Here is a 20,210-nt window from a genome sequence, read left to right on the forward strand (position 1 = left end):
CGTCAGACTTTCGTCCATTGCGGAAGATTCCCTACTGCTGCCTCCCGTAGGAGTCTGGGCCGTGTCTCAGTCCCAGTGTGGCCGATCACCCTCTCAGGTCGGCTATGCATCGTCGCCTTGGTGAGCCGTTACCCCACCAACTAGCTAATGCACCGCAGGCCCATCTGCAAGTGACAGCTTACGCCGCCTTTCCCAATCTCCCCATGCGAGGAAACTGCGTATCCGGTATTAGCATTCGTTTCCGAATGTTATCCCGGTCTTGCAGGCAGGTTGCCTACGTGTTACTCACCCGTCCGCCGCTAAGCTATTCCCGAAGGAATAACTCCGCTCGACTTGCATGTATTAGGCACGCCGCCAGCGTTCGTCCTGAGCCAGGATCAAACTCTCCATAAAAGCGGATTGGTTTCCGTTCGAAGCCAAAGCTTCAAATGGAGCATTCCGCTGGCATGAATTCGCTTGTTAGCTCATTCAAATACTAGCTTGTTAAAACCTTTTGACAGGTCGCTCATTGTTCAGTTTTCAAGGAACAAATGGTGTTTCATTCATCGTCCGGCTCATGACCGGAATTAGAATATATCATATCTCGTAACCGTTTGGCAAGCTTTAATTTCGGGCTTGTTCCGATTTCGATCACCGTGCCGTTGTTCGTGCGTCCCGGCCGGAGTTAGAATATACCATGATGTCGAATGGAGTTGCAAGTTGTAAAATTTTACAGTATCTCGAAATCTAACTTTTCCCTGCTCCAGCCGATCAAGCGCCGTTCCTCGGACTCGGGACGTCCGCTTCTTCCCCTGCGAGTTCCGCTGCTTCTGCTAGACGGCGACCGGCGGTCACCGCTCTTCTTCCGGCTCTTCCTCGACCTGGGCGTACGTTGCCGCGCCTTGCGGCGCTATCCGGAATTCCGTCGGATTTTGGCCGGTATACTTCATGAACACCTTAGTAAAATAACGGCGTTCGGAGTACCCGACCTCCTTCGCGATCTGGGCGACGGTCTTCGGCGTGTCCTGCAGCAGCGCCTTGGCCGTCTCCATCCGCTGCCGCGTCACGTACTCGATGAACGTCTCGCCGTACGCGCCTTTGAACAGCAGGCTAAAATGCGACGTCGACAGTCCGACGTGCGTCGCGGCCTCCTCCACGCTCAGATCGCGGAACAGGTGGCGGTCGATGTAATGCTTCGCCTGCGCCATCAGCAGTTCGGAATGCTTCCGCTTGTCCGTCGACCGTGCCGCGCCTTCGCTCGACGCCTGCCGGATGGCGGCGAGCAGGTCCTTGACGCCGAAACGCCGGTCCATCTTGCGCCACAGCGCCTCCTCCTGCTCCCGGAGAAGCAGGCCCGCTTCCTTCAGTTCCCGCATCAGGTGGAGCGCGAGAAAATGCAGCCACGCCTTCAGCCGCCCCTCGGGCACGCCGCCCGCTCCCTGCAGCCGCTCCGCAATGCGCCGCTGTTCGGCATCCACGCCGGCGGCATCCCCGCGCTTCATCGCCGCGATGAGCCGCTCGGCGATCTCCCATAGCGTCCGGCCGAGCTCGCAGGCCGCGGGCTGTTCCCCGCCGTAGAAGGCGATCGCCGCGTCGTCAGCGGCGAGCTGCATGCCGCGCCGGACGGCCGCATACGCCGCCGACAGCTCATTCATCGCGGCGATTTTGTAATACACGCCCGCATGCAGCCCGAGCTTCGCGTGCTGCCGCACGGACTTCAGCAGCAGCTCCGCCCAGCCGATGACGCGCTTGCCGCACAGCTGGTCGCGCTCGGCATCCGCGCCGCCGCGGCCGGGCGGATCGTCCGCGCCGCCCAGCACGAGCACGCACCATTCCCCGTCGCGCATTTGAATGACCGAATGCGGCAGCTCCCCGCGCCGCAGCGCGTCCCGCAGGATGCTGCATACGGCGAAATTCCACCGTTTCCGCTCCTTGTCCGGCCAGTCGCGCCAATCCCGCACATCCTCCGAGCAAACGTCGATGTCGAGCACGATCAGCGTGTATTTCGGTTCCCCGAGCAGCTGCTCCTGTCCCGCCAGCAGCCAATTGTCCGGCGTGGAATCGGTATAGTCCATGAGGACGTCGTAAAGGAGCTTCTCGTTGGCCAGATCGATGATGCGCTCCAGCTTGCGCTGCTCCTCCTGCTCCCGCTGCATGCGCTTGCGCCGCTCGGCCATGACGCGGGCGATGACTCCGGTCAGCTCGTCGTACGGAATCGGCTTCAGGATGTAATCCTTGACGCCGTACTGAATGGCCGACCGCGTGTACGCGAAATCCTGGTACCCCGACAGCATGATCACGTCGCACGGCAGCCCGCGCTCCCGGATTTGCCGCACGAGCTCCAGGCCGTCCATCACGGGCATCCGGATGTCGCACAGCACGAGGTCCGCGGGATTCGCCGTCAGCAGCTCCAGCGCCTCGACGCCATTCTTCGCCGTGCCGGCGATTTCCAGCCCCAGCATGCTCCACGGAATGACCTTCTCCAGGTTGCGCGTGATCGGAGGCTCGTCGTCGACGAGCAATACTTTGCCGTTCATCTCTTCACCTCTTGCTTCGGAATCGTAATCCGGATGACCGTCCCGTGCCCCGGCGCCGAACAAAGCCGCAGGCCATACTTCGGCCCGTAATGGATGCGCAGCCGGTCCGCGACGTTATGCAGGCCAAGTCCCCGCCGCTCGCCCTGCTCGGCTGCGTTGCCGGACGCCAGGTGCCGTCCGAGGCCGTTGATCCGCTGAAGCGCCGCCTCGTCCAGGCCGATGCCGTTGTCCGCAAGCTCGAATACGAGCTCCTCCGCCCGGGCCGTGACGACGATGCGGATCATGCCCGTGCGCGGCAGCCCCTCGAAGCCGTGCTGGATGCTGTTCTCCACGAGCGGCTGAAGCGTCAGCTTCAAAATCATGCCGTCCAGCGCGTCGTCCGCCACGTCGATCTCGTAGCCGAACATGTCCTCGAACCGGTATTGTTGAATCTCCAGGTAGCTGCGGACGTGCTCGATTTCCTCGCGGACCGTGATCGTCTCGGAATGGTGCATGCTCGTGCGCAGCAGAATGCTGAGGCGGCGGACCATCGCCATGATTTTGGCGCCTTCGTTCTGGGCCGCGAGGGCGTTGATCGATTCCAGCGTATTGAACAGGAAATGCGGCTTGATCTGCGCCTGCATGAGCATCATTTCCGCGCGCTGCTTGCGTCCTTGCTCCTGACGCACCTCGGTCAGCAGCCGGCCGATCGTCTCGACCATGCTGTTGAAGCTCCGTGCGAGCAGCACGGTTTCGTCCTTGCCCTTCGCCGGGACGCGAATGTCCAGCATGCCCTGCTCGACGAGGCGCATTTTGCGGACGACGCGGATGATTGATTTGGCCACTCCGCTGACGAAGAAAATGTTGAACAGGATCGCGAACACGAGACAGAGCAGCGTGATCCCGCCGATCCACTGGACGAAGCGGACGTTCTCGCTCGTCAGCGACTGCCACGACTTCACGGAGACGAGCACCCAGCCGTTCCGGTCGAGATCGTAAGCGGATATCAGCGAGTCCTGCTGCCCGAATACGCCACGGTTGCTCGCGTACCGCGCGGCCGCCGGCAAGTCCAGCTTCGTCTCGGCGCCCAACGGACGGCCCGCGAGCTCATGGCCGCTGTCCATCAGGACGAGGCCGTCCCGGTCGACGATGAGATACCGGGTCTGCGTCTGCTGCCTGCCAGTCAGCGTGAAGTCCTGCAGCATGCTGTCGACCTCGTCCGATTTCACCTGCGTGACCATGATGCCGGAATCGTTCATCGTGTCGGCGTCCTTGACGAGCCGCATCTGCGTGAACAGCGCGGCGCCCGTGCCCGTCAGCTCTTGCTGCTCGTAAGGACCGAGCCAGAGCGGCCGGCCGGCGAGCTTCAGAATCTCGGGATAGACGGGGTGGGCTTGAAGCCGTTCGTACGGGATCGGCTTGAACGTCGTCGGGTCGTTGCGGTAGGAGCGAAACATCGTGCCGTCCCTGCCGTAGAGCACGACCATGCTGAGCGCGGGATGTTGAAAGAGGATCTTGCCGAGCGCTTTCTCATACTGGCTGATGGCGATCAGCCGGCTCGCGTCGTTCTCGGAATCGCGGGAGCTGCGCAGCGCGTCCTGCACGCTCGGATTCGTCACGCTGGCGTCCGTCAGCTGGTCCAGCTCCCGGAAAAAATAACGGATGTTGCCGCCGACCGCCTTCAGGGTAATTTCCGATTGCTCGCTGTATTTCTTCTCCAGCAGATGCTCCGAATTAAGGAACGACACGATGCCGAGCCCGATGAGCGGCACGACGATGAGCGCGATGAAGGCGAGCAGCAGCTTGGGGCGAAGGTTCATGGGCGGTGGGCTCCTTGTCGATGTCGCAGCTTTCGCGGGCGCCGGGATGGACCGGACGGGCGCCGGACGGCGGGATCAGCCCTTGATGCTGCCCGCCGTCATCCCGTCGATGATCCGCCGCTGCAGGAACAGGTAGACGGCCAGCACCGGCGCGATGCCGATGATGACGGCCGCGGAGAGGGACGAGAAATTCGTCCGGTAGCCGTCGTTGAACGTCGCCATGCCGGTCGGCAGCGTGCGGAGGGATTCCGTCGTCACGAATAGCTGGGAGAAAATATATTCGTTCCAATTGCCGATGAACGCCAGAATGAACACCGTCACGAGTGCCGGCGCGGTGACCGGCAGGATGATCCTCGCGAACAGCCCCGCTGCCCCCAGCCCGTCGGCGACGCCCGCTTCCTCGAGCTCGGGCGGGACGGACCGCATGAAGGCGTGGAGAATGAAGACCGTGATCGGCAGCGCATACGTGCAGTATACCAAAATCAGCGACGGCAGCGTATCGATCAGCCCGAGTTCCGTCACGAGCCGGTACAGCGGGATGAACACCGCGCTCGGCGGCACGATCAGCCCTGCCAGCACGAACGCGTACAGCCGCTTGCTCAGCCCCCGGTACCGCATGCGCGATAGCGCGAAGGCGGTGGCCGAAGCGAACAGCAGCGTCAGGAAGCACGCCGCGAGCGTGACGACGAGGCTGTTCAGCGCGTACCGGCCGATATGAGCGCTCTCCCAGGCCGCCTTGTAGTTGGCCAAGTCGAGCCGCTTCGGCAGCGCCCATGTGTCGACGGTGATTTCCCGGTTCGTCTTGAACGAGGAGAGCAGCAGCCAGACGAGCGGAAACAGCGTGACCGCGACATAGGCGCACAGCAGCAGATGCAGCGGGAGCTGGCTTCGGCGGATCCGGTCCGCCAGCCGAGGTCCGGTTCGGACCGGATCCGGCCGGGAATCGTTCAAGGACGCGGCGTGCTTCATCCCTCCTGCACCCCCTCGGACCTGGCGATGCGCTGCAGCATGCCGGTCATGACCAGCGTGATGATGAATATCGCGACGCCGATGGCGCTGCCGTACCCGAGCTCCAGGGAGCGGAAGCCGACTTTCAGCATGTACGTCGACATGACCTCCGTCGATCGGAACGGCCCGCCGTTCGTCATGATCTGGACGATGTCGAGCACCTTCAGGGTGCCGGATACGCTGAGCAGCAGCATGACGAACAGGACGGGACGGATGAGCGGCAGCGTGATCAGGCGCGTCTCGCGCCAGCCGTTCGCGCCGTCGATTCTGGCGGCGGCGGACACCTCGCCCGGAATGTTCAGTATCGCGGCCAGGCACAGCACGATGAAGAAGCCGACGTTCTGCCAGGCGTTCGCGATCAGAATGGCGAGCATCGCGAGGTGCGGATCGGCCAGCCACTCCCGGGCCCAGCTCTCCCCGCCGACCAGCCGGAGCGCCTGGTTGATCAAGCCGGCGTCGTAATCGTAGAGCACGCCGAACAGAATCGCGACGATGGCGGTCGAGATGACGACGGGCACGAACACGGCCGATTTGTAGAAGCCGCGCAGGCGCCGGACCTTGGCGATCGCGATCGCCACGGCCAGCACGAGCGGAATGTTGACGGCGAGCGAGAACGCCATGAAGAGCAGGTTGTTGCCGAAGGCCCGGCCGAACGCCGCGTCGCGCAGCAGGCGTCTGAAATTATCGAAGCCGACGAACGTCCGCTCGGAGATGCCGTCCCACCGGAACAGACCGTACGCGAACGACACGATGACCGGGTAGACGAAGAACAGCGCGTAAAGCAGCAGGGTCGGAAGCACGAAGGCCGCGTAGATCCATGGATTCCGCAGCGTTTTGTTCATGGGGACCTCCTGATCGTGGACTGGTCGAACGGACAAGAGGACGCCCGGTTCGGCGGGACGTCCTCCCCGTATCGCAAGCGGCCCGCCCTGGGCGGATCGCCGTCACGGCTTATTTCTGCGCGTTCGCCTTCTCCTGGGACGCCTGGATTTCCTTCGCCACGTCCTCCGGCTTCTTCACCTTGCCGATCAGCTCCTGCAGGCCGACGCCGACGTCGGCGGCCACGCTCGGCTGCACGATCGCGTCGAACGCCTTCCACGAGGACGACGCGCCGGCCATCACCCGCAGCACCTCGGAGATGAGCGGATCGACGCCGGACAGATCGGACAGCTTCATGGACGGCAAAACCTTGTCTTCGAGCAGCGTCCGCTTCTGGACGTCCTCGGTGTAGAAGTTGCGGATGAACGCCTTAACCATCGCCTGCTGACCGTCCGTCAGGTTGGAGGAGAAGCCGAACCCGTTGGAGTAGCTGGCGTTGATCGACGTCTGGTCGCCCTTGCCGCCCGGAATGGCCGGGAACGGGAAATAGCCGATATTGCCTTTCAGGCCGCCCGCCTCGTCGCCGGTAAAGCGGTTCGCGTCCCACGTGCCCGTGAACACCATCGCGGCGTCGCCCTTCAGGAAGCGCGCCCCTTGCTCCGCGTACGGCAGGCCGAGCGCGCCCTTGGTGAAATAATCGTTATTCACAAGCTTGGCGTAATCCGCGAAGCCGGCGACGAAATCGGGATCCGTCCACTTGGCCGCGCCGATCACGAGCCCTTCGAACGCCTGGATGCCGACGTGGCGCTCCATGACCGTGTTCCAGAGCATGCCGTTGACCCACGCGTCCTTCGCGGCCAGCGCGAACGGCGTCTTGCCTTGCGCCTTAATCGCATCGGCGAGCGCCAGCAGCTCGTCGAACGTCTTCGGAATCGACAGCCCCATGTCCGCGAACATTTGCTTGTTATAGAAAATGCCTTCGCTGTAGCCGCCGAACGGTAGGCCGTACACCTTGCCATCGACCGTGAATTCGTCGAGGCTCGCGAACTGGTCCTTGATGCCAAGCTCCTCAATGATCGGCGTCAAGTCGAGCATGCGGCCCGCCTTCACGTACAGGTTCAGGTCCGCGCCGCCGAACACTTCGAAAATATCGGGCGGGTTGCCCGCCGCCATCTCCGCTTTCAGCTTCTGGTCGCGGTTGACGATCTCGTCGATGCCCTCCAGATTGATTTTCAGGCCCGGATTCTCGGCGATCGTCTTGGCGACGACGTCCTGAAGAATGTTCAGGCGGACCTTGCTCGTTTCCTTGATCTGCGTGTGGCGAAGCGAGAGGGCGACGTCCTTCGGCGCGCTGGCGTCCGTGCCGACCGTACCATCCGCCGGCGCATTCGGCGCTTTTTTCGCCGCGCCGCCGCCGTTGCCCGCGTTCGCGCCGTCATTGCCGTTTGCGCCTCCCTCGCCGTTCGACGAACCGCAAGCCGAGAGCAGGAGTGCCGACGACATCAGTGTCGCCGCGGCCGCCGTCAAGCCTTTCTTCATGAGAAGACCTCCCCGTTTCGTATCGTTATCCGTTCATGCCGCCGCTGCTTACACTTGTATTATAAAGGGGGATGGAAAAAGGTGGGAGGTCGAATATGCGACGGGCGCGGGCGACTTTTCGACGGAGGCGCCTGGGCGAGGGAGAATAATAAACGCCCACAGGACGCGAACATCCTGTGGGCGGCGGGCGATGCGGAGAATCGTATCCCCCCAGCGGGCGAATGCGAGCGGGTCGTCCGTTGTATCGATGAAGGCTGCATGTTCGATCTTTGGATCGATCACGCAAATCCATCATCGTTACCAGGCGTACGCGCGCGGCGCATCGCCGCCCGGTCCCGGGAAAATCTCGTCGATGCGCGCTAGCGTCGAAGCGTCCAGCTCCACGTCGACGACGCGCAGGGAGCGCTCGAACTGCTCCAGCGTGCGGACGCCGATGATCGGCGCGGTCACCGCCGGATTGGCGAGCAGCCAGGCCAGTGAGACGACGTCCTCGCGTTCGCCGAGCTCGTCGCACAGCGCCGCGTACGCGGTCAGCTGCGCCGCGTGCTTGTCCGCGCGCGCCCTGTCGCCGCTCCGCTTGCCGGCGCCGCCGCGGTTCAGGTTGCCCGCCAGCAGGCCGCCGTCGAGCGGGCTCCACGGAATGACGCCGATGCCGAGCCCCTGCGCCGCCGGCAGCACTTCCAATTCCGGCAAACGGCAGAGCAGGTTATATTTATGTTGTTCCGAGACGAGGCCGAGTATTCCCCGCGCCTTCGCTTCGCCTTGGGCGACCGCCAGATCCCAGCCTGCGAAGTTGCTGGCGCCGACGTAACCGATCTTGCCTTGGTTTTGGGCGACCTGGAAGCCGTTCCACAGCTCGTCCCAGCTAACGTTGCGGTCGACGTGGTGCATTTGGTACAGCTCGATGTGGTCGGTTTGCAGCCGCTTCAGGGAGCCTTCGAGATGCCGGCGGAGCTTGTACGCCGACAGGCCGCTCTCCCGGTTCGGGCCGTCCGTCTCGTCGTGCATGTCGCCGTGGAACTTCGTCGCGAGCACGGTGCGCTCGCGGCGTCCGCCGCCCTGCGCGAACCAGCGGCCGATGATCTCCTCGGTGCGGCCGGCGTTCTCGCCCCAGCCGTAAATATTCGCCGTATCAAAGAAGTTGATGCCCGCGTCGAGCGCCGCGTCCATGATTTTAAACGCTTCCTTCTCTTCCGTGTCGACCCCGAAATTCATCGTGCCGAGGCACAGACGGCTGACCTTGAGGCCCGAACGTCCCAAATACGTGTACTTCATCTGCCATCGCTCCTTCGTTTGTGTTTATCCGGCCGCACGGCGGCTCCGGCCCTGGCCCTCGCCGGCCTGCAGCGCGCCGGACTCTCGAACGGCAAAACGCGCAACAAAAAAATGAGGAAAGGATTCCCTTCCTCATTATAATGAAAAGCACGCGGTTATGGGTATGTCAGGACATCTTATTTTTCGGGGCGCATGCCAAGCACCGCATCCCGCACGGCTCGGTAAAAGACGCGCCACTCCGGGGCAGCGCCTTCGGGTCCGATGTCGGAATGTCCGCCCTCGGCCCGTTCCCCGCCGGGCGGCTCCGCGCCGCCGGCAAGCTTGCCGCCGGACGCGCCTTCCGGCGCCCCGGCCCAGGCATCGCGTCCCGCTCCTGCCCGTCCTGCCGCGCCCTGTCCGTCCTCTTGATCCTCCGCCATCATAGATCCCTCCTTCGCATCGCGGCGCCGCATCCGATTCCAGCGCCGCGGTTTAGCCCTTCAGCCGATGCTTCCGCAGCGAGAACAGCTCCCGCAGCTCGTCGGTCGACAGCTCGGTGATCCAATTCTCGGAGCCGCCGACGACCTGCTCGTTCAGCAGCTGCTTGCGCGCGATCATGTCGTCGATCCGCTCTTCCAGCGTGCCGAGCGTCACGTACTTGTGCACCTGCACGTTGCGGCGCTGGCCGATCCGGAACGCCCGGTCGGTCGCCTGGTTCTCGACGGCGGGATTCCACCACCGGTCGAAATGGATGACATGGTTGGCCGCGGTCAGGTTCAGCCCTGTGCCTCCCGCCTTAAGCGACAGCACGAATGCGCAGCCCGGCTCGGCTTCGTTCTGGAACGTCGCGATCATCGCGTCCCGCTCCGCCTTCGGCACGGCGCCGTACAGATACGGCGTCGGCAGGCCGAGCCGCTCCTCCAGCAGCCGCTTCAACGCCGCCCCCATCTCCACGTACTGCGTGAAGATCAGGCAGCGTTCGCCCTCCGCCGCGATCTCCTCCGCCATCTCGAGCAGCCGCAGCAGCTTGTTGGAGCGCTCTGGATCCCAAGCTCCGGATGAGCCGCGGGCCTCCTTGAGCAGCAGGCTCGGATGGTCGCACACCTGCTTCAGCCGCGTCAGCGCGGACAGGATCAGACCGCGCCGCTGCAGGCCGCCGGCTTTCTCCAGGCCGTTCATCAGCTCGGAGACGACGTTCTCGTAAAGCGCGCCCTGCTCGACGGTAAGCGACAGGTACGTGTTCATCTCGTTCTTCTCCGGCAGCGACAGCTGGATGGCCGGGTCCTTCTTCAGCCGCCGCAGCATGAACGGCTTCACCCAGCGCTGCAGCTCCGCGATCCGCTCTTCGTCCCGGTCCTTCTCGATCGGGAGGACGACCGCCTGGCGGAAATCGCTCAAGCTGCCGAGATAGCCGGGATTCGTAAAATCGTACAGCGACCACAGCTCCGTCAACCGGTTCTCCATCGGCGTGCCCGTCAGGGCGATGCGATGGTTCGCCGGCAGGCGCCGGATGGCCGAGGACTGCTTCGTGTAATAGTTCTTGATATTCTGCGCTTCGTCCAGGCAGACGACGTCCCAGCCGACGCCCGTCAGCTCCGCCTCGTCGATCGGCGCCAGTGTGTACGACGTGACGACGAGATCCGCGTCCGCGGCCGCCGCCGCGAACTCCTCGCCGTGCAGCCGCTTCGGCCCGTAATGGACGAGCACGCGGATGCCCGGCGCGAACCGCTCCAGCTCCTTCTCCCAGTTGCCGATGACCGACGTCGGGCAGATGAGGAGCGAAGGGCCGAGACTGCTCGTCTCCATGACATGCTGCAAATACGCGGTGAACTGGATCGTTTTGCCGAGGCCCATGTCGTCGGACAGGCAAGCGCCGAGGCCGAAGCGGCGCAGAAACGCCAGCCAGGACACGCCTAGGAGCTGGTACGGCCGCAGCTCGCCCTGGAAAGCCTTCGGCTTCTCGACGAGCGGCAGCTCGCTGGATTCGTTCAGCTGCGCGATCCACGCGGCCAAATGCTCGTTCAGCTCGACCTCCGCGGTGAGCGCCTCACCGATCTCGTTCTCCGGTTCGAGCTCCGTCTCGCCGCGCAAATGCATCTCGAAGACGTCGCGCATGGTGAAGCCCTTCTTCGCGCCGTTCTTCTTCAGCCAGCGGCGCAGCCGCTCCATGTCGCCGGGATCGAGGTGGACCCACTCCCCGCCGATTTGCAGCAAACGCTTGTTCTGGGCCGCGAGCTGCATGAATTCCGCTTCGCTCATGTCGACGTCGCCGACGGCGAGCTTCCAGTCGAAGTCGACGATCTGCTGCAGGCCGAACATCGACTGGTCCGACGAACCGACAGACGACTTGACCTTCGCCTTCAGCTTCAGCTTTCGGCTGCGGGCGGCTTCCCACCAGCCCGGCAGCAGCACGGAGCAGCCCGCCGCCAGCAGCTTGACGCTCTCGCGCTCGAGAAACTGCCACGCCTCCTCGTCCGTGAGCTCCGCCGCGCCGACGCGTTCGCCGGGCGCGTCTTCTGTGCCGTTCGCGCCGTCGCCGAACCGCTTCCAGTCCGCCAGCGCGGCCGCCCACTTCGCGGCCTCGCGCTCGAGCCGCGCGGCGACGTGGGGCTGCCACTCCGCCGGCAGATCGTCCGGCAGCGCCAACGAACCATCGCCCGCGGACGGCTCCAGCGTGAACCACGCCCCGCCGCTCGCCCGGTCCTGCAGCGCCGGCCGCAGCCGCCAGCCGCGGCCCTCGACCGGCTCGAGCAGCTGCAGCGCGATGCGGAACGGCACGTGGTCCCGCTTCATGCCGATCGAGACGAGCCAATCGTCCTCGTCCGCCGCCTTCATCGCGAGCGCACTTTCGCCCGCCGCCGCGGCGGCGCCGCGCCAAGCCTGCTCCGCCGCCGGATTCGTCGCGATCAGCTCCTCGACGGTCCCATCGAGCCAGCCCTGCACGGCGCCGAGATCGCCGCTCGCCTCGAGCCGCGGCACGAGCGCCCGCCAGGCCGCCAGCGCGCCGGCCTCGCGCGGCGGCACATCGAGGCGCCAAGCGCGGGCCTCGGGCCGCCAGCGCGACCAGTCCGGCGTGTACCAGCCGTTCAGCAGCGCCTGCCGCAGCAGCGCCGCCAGCTCGGACAGCGCAGCGGCGCGCGCCGTCCATTCCACGCGCAGCAGCCGGACGGGCTGGGGCGCCGACAGATAATCCATGGCGATTGCCGGCGTCAGCAGCATCTCCGTCCGTTTCAGCCGCTCGTTGTTCGTCTCCTCGATCTCCGCGCCGTACCAGGACGCCTCGTGCCAGGCGAACAGCAGCCGGCGCAGCCGGGTCGTCAGCCCGGCAGCATGCGCGGCCGCGAGCACGACGCCCTCGCCGTCCTTCCAAAATCCGTCCACTACGATCGTTTCCGCGCCCGTGAATCCTCTCATGTGACGATCTTTCCCCTCCACAGCTCTTCCTGCAGCGCCCGCAGCCGCTGATGCTTCCGCACGATCCCGTCGACGAAGCGGCTCCAGGCTTCGCCCTGCTGCTCCGCTTTATACAGTTTCTCCAGCCGCTTCATTAATTTGACCGCCTGCCGGTAGCCTTGGCGGTTGCGTGAGCGGATCGCCCCGTCGATCGCCTGGTGGTACAGCGGATAGAGCACCCGCGGCGCCGCTTTGCCGATCTCCCGGACGAGCTGGACGTCGATCTCGTCGGGCTCGATGCCGAACAGGAGCTGCAGGTCGGCCCATTTCTCGTACTGCCGCATGTCGAGCCAATGCTCCGTCAGCGCCGAGTACGAGTAGGGCAGGAACGACATCAGATGCCCCTGCCAGCTCGGATTGTCCGGCTGCTGCCGGTCCGCGAGCCGGCACATCGTCAAGAACGGCCCGAACGCCTTGGACTTGCGGTCGACCGACAGCCCGGCGTACAGATAGGCCATCCACGCTTCCAGCCGGTCCCAGTTCCGCTCCTCCAGTCGCTGCAGGGCGCAGTCCGACGCGAGCAGCGCCGTGCGGTTGAACGTAGTCCGGCGAAGCAGCGCCATCGCGTCGTCGTCCCGATCGTCCGCGAAGGCCAGGTACGCGAGCGCCATCGGCACGAAGAACAAGCCGCGCTCCCCCTGCGTCCGGTCGAGCTCGGCGCGCAGCTGCGCCTCTTCGTTCGCCGCCCAGCCGGCGTCGCCGATCAGCCGCGACCACAGCGCGAAGTAGAGCGTCTCCCACCGGTGCAGCTGCTGCTCGCGGTCCATGTCCCGGGCGTGGAAGAACGCCAACAGGCCGTTCACGGCCGCACGCTCCTCCGGGGTCAGCGCCGCCGGCTCGAGCTCGGCCGCGAGCTCCTGGTACTGGTTGATCCACGGCTCCGTCATGCGGGCGAACGCCATCTCGTAATAATAGCGGCTGTAACTGTCCGTATGCCCGTATGCCCGCTCGGCCTGCTCCAGCACGAAGACGATGCCGTGCATCCAGTGCAGCCGGCGCAGCCCTTCGCTCCATAGCTTGGAGGCCGCCTTGACCGCGGTCAGGACGGACTGAAGCGGATGAAGCGAGTGACGGCACTGCCGCCACGTCTCGCCGTGCCGCGCCTCCATGTCGCCCAGCCACCGGTCCGGCGCGTGCTCGAGCGACGACGGGTCCGATGCCGGCCGCCCCGCCGCCGCGTCCGGTTCGGGCGCGAGGCCGTTCAGCAGCCGGTTATGCAGCTCATCGGCACTCTCACCGATCGACGCGTAATACGCGTAGAAGACGGCCGCCATATGCTTGCAGCTTCCCCGTACGGGACAGGTGCACGTGCTGAACGCGAAGTCGTCGGTGTCCAGCGTGACGGCATAGATCGCCGTCCCTTTCACAACGCCATAGATGGAGAAGCCCTCCATCGCTTGGACGGAGAGCACCTTCTCCCGGCGGTAATAATCGAATCCCTTCTCCAGCACGTCGAGCGGGATGCCGCTTGCGATCGCGGCCTCCAGCGCCCGAAGCCGCCCGTCCTCCAGCTGAAAAAACGTGCTCATGGCGACCCTCCGTTCGTGTATGCCCATTCCCGCCATTATACCACATTCGGCGGCGAATAAAGCGAGCAAGCGCGAAGTTGCCCGCCCGCGGTCCGCAAAAAACAAAAAGACCCGCCGGAGGATGGCGCGAAGCGCCCTGCCGCGAGTCGAACGTTCCTGCGAACGCGAATGGTTATGAATGGCTTTCCTTCCGCATGACCGGAGCCGGCTTTAGTGGCCGCTGCCGATGCCTTGATAATAATAGCCGATGCGGCGCATCCGGTCCGCGTCCAGCATATTGCGCCCGTCGAAGACATTGGGCTGCGCGAGCAGCCCCCTCGCTTCCTCCCAGTCGATGCGGCCGAACGCGGGCCATTCCGTGCACAGCATGACCGCGTCCGCGTCCCGCAGCGCGTCCTCCGCTTCACCGCAGACCGCGACCGCCCGGTAGTCGCCGCCTCCCGGCAGGGACGCGACGGGATCGTACAGCCGCACGCCGGCTCCTTCGCGCAGCAGGCGGTCGATGATCCGCAGCGCCGGCGCTTCCCGGATATCGTCCGTATCCGGCTTGAACGCGAGTCCGAGCACCGCGACGGTCCGTCCCGCGAAGCCGCCGAGCCGGAGTCTCGCCTTGTCCAACAAGTAGGCGGACTGCGTCCGGTTCACGTCCATCACCTGCTCCAGAATGCGCAGGTCCGTGTCATGCTTGCGCGCCGCACCGACCAACTCCGAGACGTCCTTCGGAAAACACGAACCGCCGTAGCCGAGGCCGGCCTGCAGGAAGCTCGGTCCGATCCGGGGGTCAAGCCCCATGCCCTCGGCCACCTCGCTCACGTTGACTTCCAGCTTGTCGCACAGCTTGGCTAGCTCATTCATGAATGAGATCTTCGTCGCGAGAAACGAGTTGGATGCGTACTTGATCAGCTCCGCCGTGCGCGGCGTAGTGACGAGCTGCGGGCAGGCGAACGAACCGTACAGCGACTTGAGCCGCTCCGCCGCCCGCCGCCCGTCGGCACCGATGACGATGCGGTCCGGCCGGAGCGCGTCCTCGACGGCTTTGCCTTCACGCAGAAACTCCGGATTCGACGCGACGTCGAACGGATGGGGCGCCGGCTGCGCCGCCGCGATCCAGGCCTTGACCCGCTCCTGCGTGCCGACGGGGACGGTGCTCTTGGTAACGACGAGCTTGTAGCCGTCCATATGGCGCGCGATATCCTCGGCGGCCTGCCGCACGTAGCGAAGATCCGCACTGCCGTCCGGCCCGGACGGCGTGCCGACGCAGATGAAGACGACGTCGTGTCCGGCGATCGCAGCAGCCTTGTCCGTCGTAAAGCGCAGCCTTCCGCTCCGCACGTGCTTGGCGATCAGCTCCTCGAGGCCCGGTTCGTGAAAATGCAGGCGCCCTTCCTTCAGCCGTTCGATCTTCCCGGCGTCGACGTCGAGGCCGGTCACCTGCCAGCCCGTCTCGGCGAATACCATGGCGGTCGTGGCACCTACGTAGCCCGTGCCTACGATCAATATCTTCAAGGTTCTTCCACTCCTTTATCGGGCACCCCTGCGAGGACGGCGCGGTCTCCGACGATGACGTTCTTCATCGGGAATGGCACGTCCTTCGCATGTACCCCGTTCAAAATGATGCTGTTCTCGATGCTGCAATTCTCGAGCGTCGAGCCTGCCCCGATCGACACATAAGGGCCGATCCGGCAGTCCTTCAGCACGCAGCCTTTGCCGATCGCCACCGGTTCGATGATCGTGCAGCCCTCGAGCCGCGCGGTGCCATGAATCCGGTCAGCCGCCGCCTCCGCGGCGAGCAGCTTGCGGTTGGCCCGCAGCCACCGGTCCATCGTGCCGACGTCGATGTTCAGCTGATCCGTCACGCGGTACGTCACGGCGAAGCCCCAGTCGATGAGCCGCTGGATCGCGTCCGTGATCTCGTACTCGCCGCGCCTCGAAGGGCGGATATCGCCGGCCGCGGCGAAGATCTCCTTCGCGAACGCGTACGCGCCGAGCACCGCCAGGTTGGACTTCGGCTCCTGCGGCTTCTCCTCCAAGCCGACGATGCGCCTGTCGCGGATGTCTGCGATGCCGTAATCCTGCGGTACCTCGACCTCCGCAAGCAGCAGCGACGCCTGCGCGGCGCCGGATTCGATATCGTCCTTGAGCGCGGCCAGCGAAGCCGATATCAAGTTATCGCCGAGCAGCAGCATGAACGGCTGCCCCCCGATGTAAGCTTCCGCCTGTTTCAGCGCATGCGCGATGCCCTTGGCTTCGCGCTGGTATATATACGTGATCGCGGCCCCGAGCGCCTCTCCCTCGCCGAACTGCTCGCGAATGCCCGCTTCCTGGGACGGATGCACGACGATGCCGATCTCGTCGATGCCGATGTCCGTCAGCTTGACGATCGCCAGCTGCAGCAGCGGCATGTTCGCCACGGGGATCAGCGTTTTCGGCCGGCTGTACGTAAACGGATAGAGACGGCTTCCTTTTCCCGCGCAGAGAATCAATCCCTTCATTGCTTTCCACTCCCCTCTCCATCGCTTGCTATCATTCTATGAAAACGGCTTTCACTCGGTATAGGCCATCACTTCCAACAGCCGATATTGCCGCCGAATTTGATGAATGCGCCGTGCCCTGCTCGGAAGTCCGCTCATATCCTACAGTGAATGCCCATGGCAGACATCGACCTAAGGAGCTGAGGGACACTTGAGAATTGCGCAAATTTCGACGAACACGATCCCTGTCCCGCCGAAGGATTACGGAGGGACGCAGCGCGACGTGCATTATTTGACGGAGGAGCTGGTCAGACGGGGGCATGAGGTGTTCCTGTTCGCCAAGAAGGGCTCGACGTCGAACGCAACCCAAACATTCGAATACGAATCGGACGATCAGACCGCGCAGCTGGACTTCATCATCCGGAACATGCCGCCGGACATCGACATCATCCACGACCATTACGGCATCGTCGCCAAGGCGAATCCGCCGATCCCGACCATCTGCCAGTCCCATTCCAAGCGGATCAAGTCGAACGTGCAGATTCGGGTCTACGTGAGCAAATTCATTTTGAGGAAGTACGGCAGGGGGAAGGGCTACGCCGTCTACAACGGCATGAGCATGGACGATTACACGTTCAAGAAGAAGAAGCAAAAGTACTTGCTCTTCCTCGGCCGGCTGATCAAGGAGAAGGGCGTTCACCTAGCCATCAAGGTGGCCAAGAAGACGGGCCGCAAGCTCATCATCGCCGGCACGCTGAACGACCGGAAGTACTATAACGCCAAGATCAAGCCACATCTGGGCAAAAAAATCCGCTACGTCGGCGCCGTCGGCGGCTCCCGCAAACGCGCGCTGCTGGCCAATGCGCACTGCGTCCTGTTCACGTCGACCTGGGATGAGCCGTTCGGGCTCGTCCTCGTCGAAGCGATGGCGAGCGGCACGCCCGTGCTCGGCTTCCGCCGCGGCGCCGTGCCCGAGGTGCTGCGCGGGATGCCGCGGCTCGTGTGCAACACGACGACCGGCATGGCGGCGAAAGTCCGCAACCGCAAACGGCTGCCCAGCGCCCGCGCGCTCCGGCGGTACGCCCGGACCCGCTACTCCGACCGCAACATGACGGACGCGTTCCTGAAGCTGTATCGCAGGGTCATCAATAAGAAGCTGTACAAAATCAGGAAAAACACATTATGGAACCGGCGAAAAGCCAAGCTTGAACCAACGTCGAACGGAGATGAGAATTAGATGGTAACCGTGATCGCGTGCACGATGAGGTCCGCCTACATCGACAACGTGTTCGAGAATTACGACCGCCAGCTCTGGAAGAACAAGAAAATGATCATCGTCCTGAACAACGACAGCATGGACATCGAGGTGTACAAGGAGCGGGCGAGCCAATATCCCGAGGGCGAAGTAACCGTGTACCAGCTTCCCCAGAAGTACCGGCTCGGCAGGTGCCTGAACTATGCCATCAATAAAGCGGACAACGGCCTCATCGCCAAGTTCGACGACGACGATTACTACGGCCCGAAGTTTCTGCGGGAAGCCGCCCGCGCGATCAAGCACGGCCGGGCGGCCATCGTCGGCAAGCATACCGCCTACCTCTACTTCAACGCGAAGAAGGCGCTGATGGTGTTCCGGCGGGGCGGCGAGTGGAAATACAAGCGCAACGTCAAGGGCGGCACCCTCGTGTTTCGCAAGTCGGTCTGGCGCCGGGTCAAATTCCCCGCCTACCGCAAAGTCGGCACGGATTCCAGCTGGCTCTCGCGCTGCATCAGCCGGGGCTACCGCATCTTCTCCGTCTCCAAGCGGCACTACGTCTGCGTCCGCCGGAAAAACTGGAACAGCCACACGCAGAAGAAGAGCACGCGCCGGTACATGCGGCACTGCCGCCTCGTGCGCCGGACGTCGAACTTCCGCCGTTACGTCAATTAGCGCCGGCAGGCGGGCGAACGAACGCAAGGTCAACCGCCGGCCGGTTGACCTTGATGGGTCCAAGAGGAGGCGAAGCGATGGCCGCGAACCGGACCGCGGGGATTACGATCGTTACCCCGACCATTCGGACGAAGCACATGCAAAATATTTTCGATAACTTCGAGCGCCAGCTATGGCCCGTCAAAGAGCTCATCGTCATCGTCAACGACAACGGCATCGCGCTCCGCCCCTACAAGGAACTGGCGGCCCGGTACGGCAGCGTCCGGGTCTTCCGCGTCGATGGGCGCCGCAACCTCGGCGCTTGCTTGAATTACGCGGCGGCCCGAGCCCGCTGCCCCTACGTCGCCAAGTTCGACGACGACGATTACTACGCGCCCCACTACCTGGACGAAGCCATGCTGGTATTCGCCAAGAAGAAGGCGGACGTCGTCGGCAAGCGCTCATGCTACTTCTTCTTCCCCCACCGCTCCGTGCTGCTGCTGCGCCGAACAACCGTCAAGCCATACAGCCGGTGCCGGCGCATCGCCGGCGCCACCATCATGTTCCGCAAGCGGGTGCTCAAGAAGGTCGCGTTCTCGACGAAGGTCGCCGCGGGATCCGACGTCCGCTTCGTCAACGGCTGCCTGAGAAACGGATTCAAGGTGTTCACGAGCTCCTCCTACAACTTCGCCGCTTACCGCCGCCCGAACCGGAAATCGCATACCTGGCGGGTGTCGGAGCAGCGCCTGCTCGCCTCCAAGGGCGCGATAATCGTCCGCACCTCCGATTTCAGGCCCTTCGTGGAACGGCCGCTCCATCAGCTCCCGCTGCCGGGGGCGCTTCGTCCGGACGAGGCGGACCAGGCCGATGGCACGCAAGACTGGACCTATCCGGAAGGCGGGGGTTCGACGTACATTGAAGGCGCGGCGAAGGGCGTCGCGAAGCGCCTGGCGAAGAACGTCGCGAGGCGCGTGGCAAAGGGCACGGCGAAGGGCACGGCGAAGGGCCTGGCGAAGGGCGCGCCTGCCCCTTTGGGTCGTGCGCTCGTCCTGCGGCGGCGTCCTTGACGCGAGAGGCCGCCGTTACCGCTTGGCGTACGCCCTGGCGTACCGCATGATCTTCCGGAATACCCGCGGATCGGGATGCTTCCTGAAGATGTACGGGTCCGGCGCAGTGTTGACTTCCAGGATGTACGGACGGAGCGCGCGATCGAGCGCGATGTCGAGCCCGATCACGCAGACGCCCGGAAACGCCCGCTGCATGGCCGCTCCCGCCTGCACGCCCAGCTTCGCCAGCGTCTGCAGCTTCGCGGCCGGCTCCGCCGAATGCGCGCGCAGCAGCGTTTCCGCGGTTACGATTTTGCCGCCGCCGTGGAAGTTGGTGACAATCTTGTTCTTGGCGGCGACCCTGCCGATGATGCCCGTCGTTTCCCACTTCTTGGCAGGACTTAACTGCACCATGACCCGCAGATCGAACTTGCGCCCGTCGTATTCGAGGAGATGGATGCCCTTCTGGACGAGATACCGCCTGCCGCGGGTTCTCGCCTTGAGCGAGCCGTACAGCGCGGCGAACCGATCGAATCTCCGGATCCGCTTCCCGGCCTGGTAGCGGTAGCCCCCGCCGGAGCGCTCGACCCGCATCACACCGTTGCCGTGCATGCCGCGGTCCGGCTTCACGTACACCATCCCATAGCGGTTCAACCGCTCCAGCAGGGCGGCTGCCGTCATCTTCGCCGTATCCGGCACGTATCCGGCCAGCGGCGCGCTGCTCCGCATCACGACCGTCTTTCTCCATTTGCTTCCTACATAACGCGGCATACGATTCTCCTTTGCGCCCGAAATCGATTCGTCGGATTGCCTGATACACCTACACCCTATTCACGACTCTCGCGCATGTTGCTAGGCGGCTGCCGGCGG

At 64.2% G+C, this 20,210-nt stretch carries 15 protein-coding genes and 1 rRNA gene; 3 read left to right on the forward strand and 13 right to left on the reverse strand.

From position 1 onward, the window contains the following. The 12 genes from ACFPB1_RS16190 to ACFPB1_RS16245 form a co-directional block, all read right to left on the reverse strand. Positions 1-393: ribosomal RNA gene (locus ACFPB1_RS16190) — 16S ribosomal RNA — on the reverse strand; the annotation flags it as partial. A 437-nt stretch (positions 394-830) separates the two neighbouring features. Next, complete coding sequence (locus ACFPB1_RS16195; protein WP_379227119.1) at positions 831-2,516, reverse strand: response regulator; 1,686 nt, start codon at positions 2,514-2,516, stop codon at positions 831-833. Then, positions 2,513-4,315 (reverse strand): cache domain-containing sensor histidine kinase, encoded by a 1,803-nt coding sequence (locus tag ACFPB1_RS16200; RefSeq protein ID WP_379227121.1) that lies wholly within the window; start codon positions 4,313-4,315, stop codon positions 2,513-2,515. The genes ACFPB1_RS16195 and ACFPB1_RS16200 overlap by 4 nt, the downstream gene beginning before the upstream one ends. A gap of 75 nt (positions 4,316-4,390) precedes the next feature. Further along, positions 4,391-5,284, reverse strand: a complete 894-nt coding sequence (locus tag ACFPB1_RS16205) for a carbohydrate ABC transporter permease (protein ID WP_379227123.1) — start codon at positions 5,282-5,284, stop codon at positions 4,391-4,393. After that, positions 5,281-6,165 (reverse strand): carbohydrate ABC transporter permease, encoded by an 885-nt coding sequence (locus tag ACFPB1_RS16210; RefSeq protein ID WP_379227125.1) that lies wholly within the window; start codon positions 6,163-6,165, stop codon positions 5,281-5,283. Before ACFPB1_RS16210 ends, ACFPB1_RS16205 begins: the two co-directional genes overlap by 4 nt. Before the next feature lie 109 nt (positions 6,166-6,274). Continuing rightward, positions 6,275-7,681 (reverse strand): extracellular solute-binding protein, encoded by a 1,407-nt coding sequence (locus tag ACFPB1_RS16215; RefSeq protein WP_379227127.1) that lies wholly within the window; start codon positions 7,679-7,681, stop codon positions 6,275-6,277. A 297-nt stretch (positions 7,682-7,978) separates the two neighbouring features. Beyond that, positions 7,979-8,956: an aldo/keto reductase gene (locus ACFPB1_RS16220; protein WP_379227129.1), complete on the reverse strand. Its 978-nt coding sequence runs from the start codon at positions 8,954-8,956 to the stop codon at positions 7,979-7,981. A 176-nt stretch (positions 8,957-9,132) separates the two neighbouring features. Next, positions 9,133-9,375: a hypothetical protein gene (locus tag ACFPB1_RS16225; protein WP_379227131.1), complete on the reverse strand. Its 243-nt coding sequence runs from the start codon at positions 9,373-9,375 to the stop codon at positions 9,133-9,135. Between the two features lie 52 nt (positions 9,376-9,427). After that, positions 9,428-12,349: a DEAD/DEAH box helicase gene (locus tag ACFPB1_RS16230; protein WP_379227133.1), complete on the reverse strand. Its 2,922-nt coding sequence runs from the start codon at positions 12,347-12,349 to the stop codon at positions 9,428-9,430. After that, entirely contained in the window at positions 12,346-13,917 is a 1,572-nt protein-coding gene (locus tag ACFPB1_RS16235) for an SWIM zinc finger family protein (protein WP_379227135.1), read from the reverse strand. Before ACFPB1_RS16235 ends, ACFPB1_RS16230 begins: the two co-directional genes overlap by 4 nt. Positions 13,918-14,127: 210 nt before the next feature. After that, positions 14,128-15,423: a UDP-glucose dehydrogenase family protein gene (locus ACFPB1_RS16240; RefSeq protein WP_379227137.1), complete on the reverse strand. Its 1,296-nt coding sequence runs from the start codon at positions 15,421-15,423 to the stop codon at positions 14,128-14,130. Beyond that, positions 15,420-16,409: a sugar phosphate nucleotidyltransferase gene (locus ACFPB1_RS16245; protein WP_379227139.1), complete on the reverse strand. Its 990-nt coding sequence runs from the start codon at positions 16,407-16,409 to the stop codon at positions 15,420-15,422. The genes ACFPB1_RS16240 and ACFPB1_RS16245 overlap by 4 nt, the downstream gene beginning before the upstream one ends. Positions 16,410-16,599: 190 nt before the next feature. Here ACFPB1_RS16245 and ACFPB1_RS16250 point away from each other — a divergent pair, with 190 nt between their 5' ends. The 3 genes from ACFPB1_RS16250 to ACFPB1_RS16260 all read left to right on the forward strand — a co-directional run bounded on the left by ACFPB1_RS16250 (position 16,600) and on the right by ACFPB1_RS16260 (position 19,361). Beyond that, on the forward strand, positions 16,600-17,625 hold the full coding sequence (locus ACFPB1_RS16250) for a glycosyltransferase family 4 protein (protein WP_379227141.1): 1,026 nt from the start codon (positions 16,600-16,602) through the stop codon (positions 17,623-17,625). Continuing rightward, positions 17,626-18,315, forward strand: coding sequence for a glycosyltransferase (locus tag ACFPB1_RS16255; protein ID WP_379227143.1), 690 nt, complete (start codon positions 17,626-17,628; stop codon positions 18,313-18,315). It abuts the gene before it with no gap. A 77-nt stretch (positions 18,316-18,392) separates the two neighbouring features. Continuing rightward, entirely contained in the window at positions 18,393-19,361 is a 969-nt protein-coding gene (locus ACFPB1_RS16260) for a glycosyltransferase family 2 protein (protein WP_379227145.1), read from the forward strand. A gap of 15 nt (positions 19,362-19,376) precedes the next feature. Here the strand turns inward: ACFPB1_RS16260 and ACFPB1_RS16265 are convergent, their stop codons facing one another. Then, on the reverse strand, positions 19,377-20,111 hold the full coding sequence (locus ACFPB1_RS16265; protein WP_379227147.1) for a YheC/YheD family protein: 735 nt from the start codon (positions 20,109-20,111) through the stop codon (positions 19,377-19,379). Positions 20,112-20,210: the final 99 nt, after the last annotated feature.

It is taken from the genome of Paenibacillus sp. GCM10023250 (assembly GCF_042653205.1).
Lineage (GTDB): Bacteria > Bacillota > Bacilli > Paenibacillales > Paenibacillaceae > Paenibacillus_Z.

Coding starts and splice junctions, on each gene's coding strand:
- ACFPB1_RS16195 (WP_379227119.1), bottom strand. CDS start 2,516: ATGAACGGCAAAGTATTGCTCGTCGACGACGAGCCTCCGATCACGCGC.
- ACFPB1_RS16200 (WP_379227121.1), bottom strand. CDS start 4,315: ATGAACCTTCGCCCCAAGCTGCTGCTCGCCTTCATCGCGCTCATCGTC.
- ACFPB1_RS16205 (WP_379227123.1), bottom strand. CDS start 5,284: ATGAAGCACGCCGCGTCCTTGAACGATTCCCGGCCGGATCCGGTCCGA.
- ACFPB1_RS16210 (WP_379227125.1), bottom strand. CDS start 6,165: ATGAACAAAACGCTGCGGAATCCATGGATCTACGCGGCCTTCGTGCTT.
- ACFPB1_RS16215 (WP_379227127.1), bottom strand. CDS start 7,681: ATGAAGAAAGGCTTGACGGCGGCCGCGGCGACACTGATGTCGTCGGCA.
- ACFPB1_RS16220 (WP_379227129.1), bottom strand. CDS start 8,956: ATGAAGTACACGTATTTGGGACGTTCGGGCCTCAAGGTCAGCCGTCTG.
- ACFPB1_RS16225 (WP_379227131.1), bottom strand. CDS start 9,375: ATGGCGGAGGATCAAGAGGACGGACAGGGCGCGGCAGGACGGGCAGGA.
- ACFPB1_RS16230 (WP_379227133.1), bottom strand. CDS start 12,349: ATGAGAGGATTCACGGGCGCGGAAACGATCGTAGTGGACGGATTTTGG.
- ACFPB1_RS16235 (WP_379227135.1), bottom strand. CDS start 13,917: ATGAGCACGTTTTTTCAGCTGGAGGACGGGCGGCTTCGGGCGCTGGAG.
- ACFPB1_RS16245 (WP_379227139.1), bottom strand. CDS start 16,409: ATGAAGGGATTGATTCTCTGCGCGGGAAAAGGAAGCCGTCTCTATCCG.
- ACFPB1_RS16255 (WP_379227143.1), top strand. CDS start 17,626: ATGGTAACCGTGATCGCGTGCACGATGAGGTCCGCCTACATCGACAAC.
- ACFPB1_RS16260 (WP_379227145.1), top strand. CDS start 18,393: ATGGCCGCGAACCGGACCGCGGGGATTACGATCGTTACCCCGACCATT.
- ACFPB1_RS16265 (WP_379227147.1), bottom strand. CDS start 20,111: ATGCCGCGTTATGTAGGAAGCAAATGGAGAAAGACGGTCGTGATGCGG.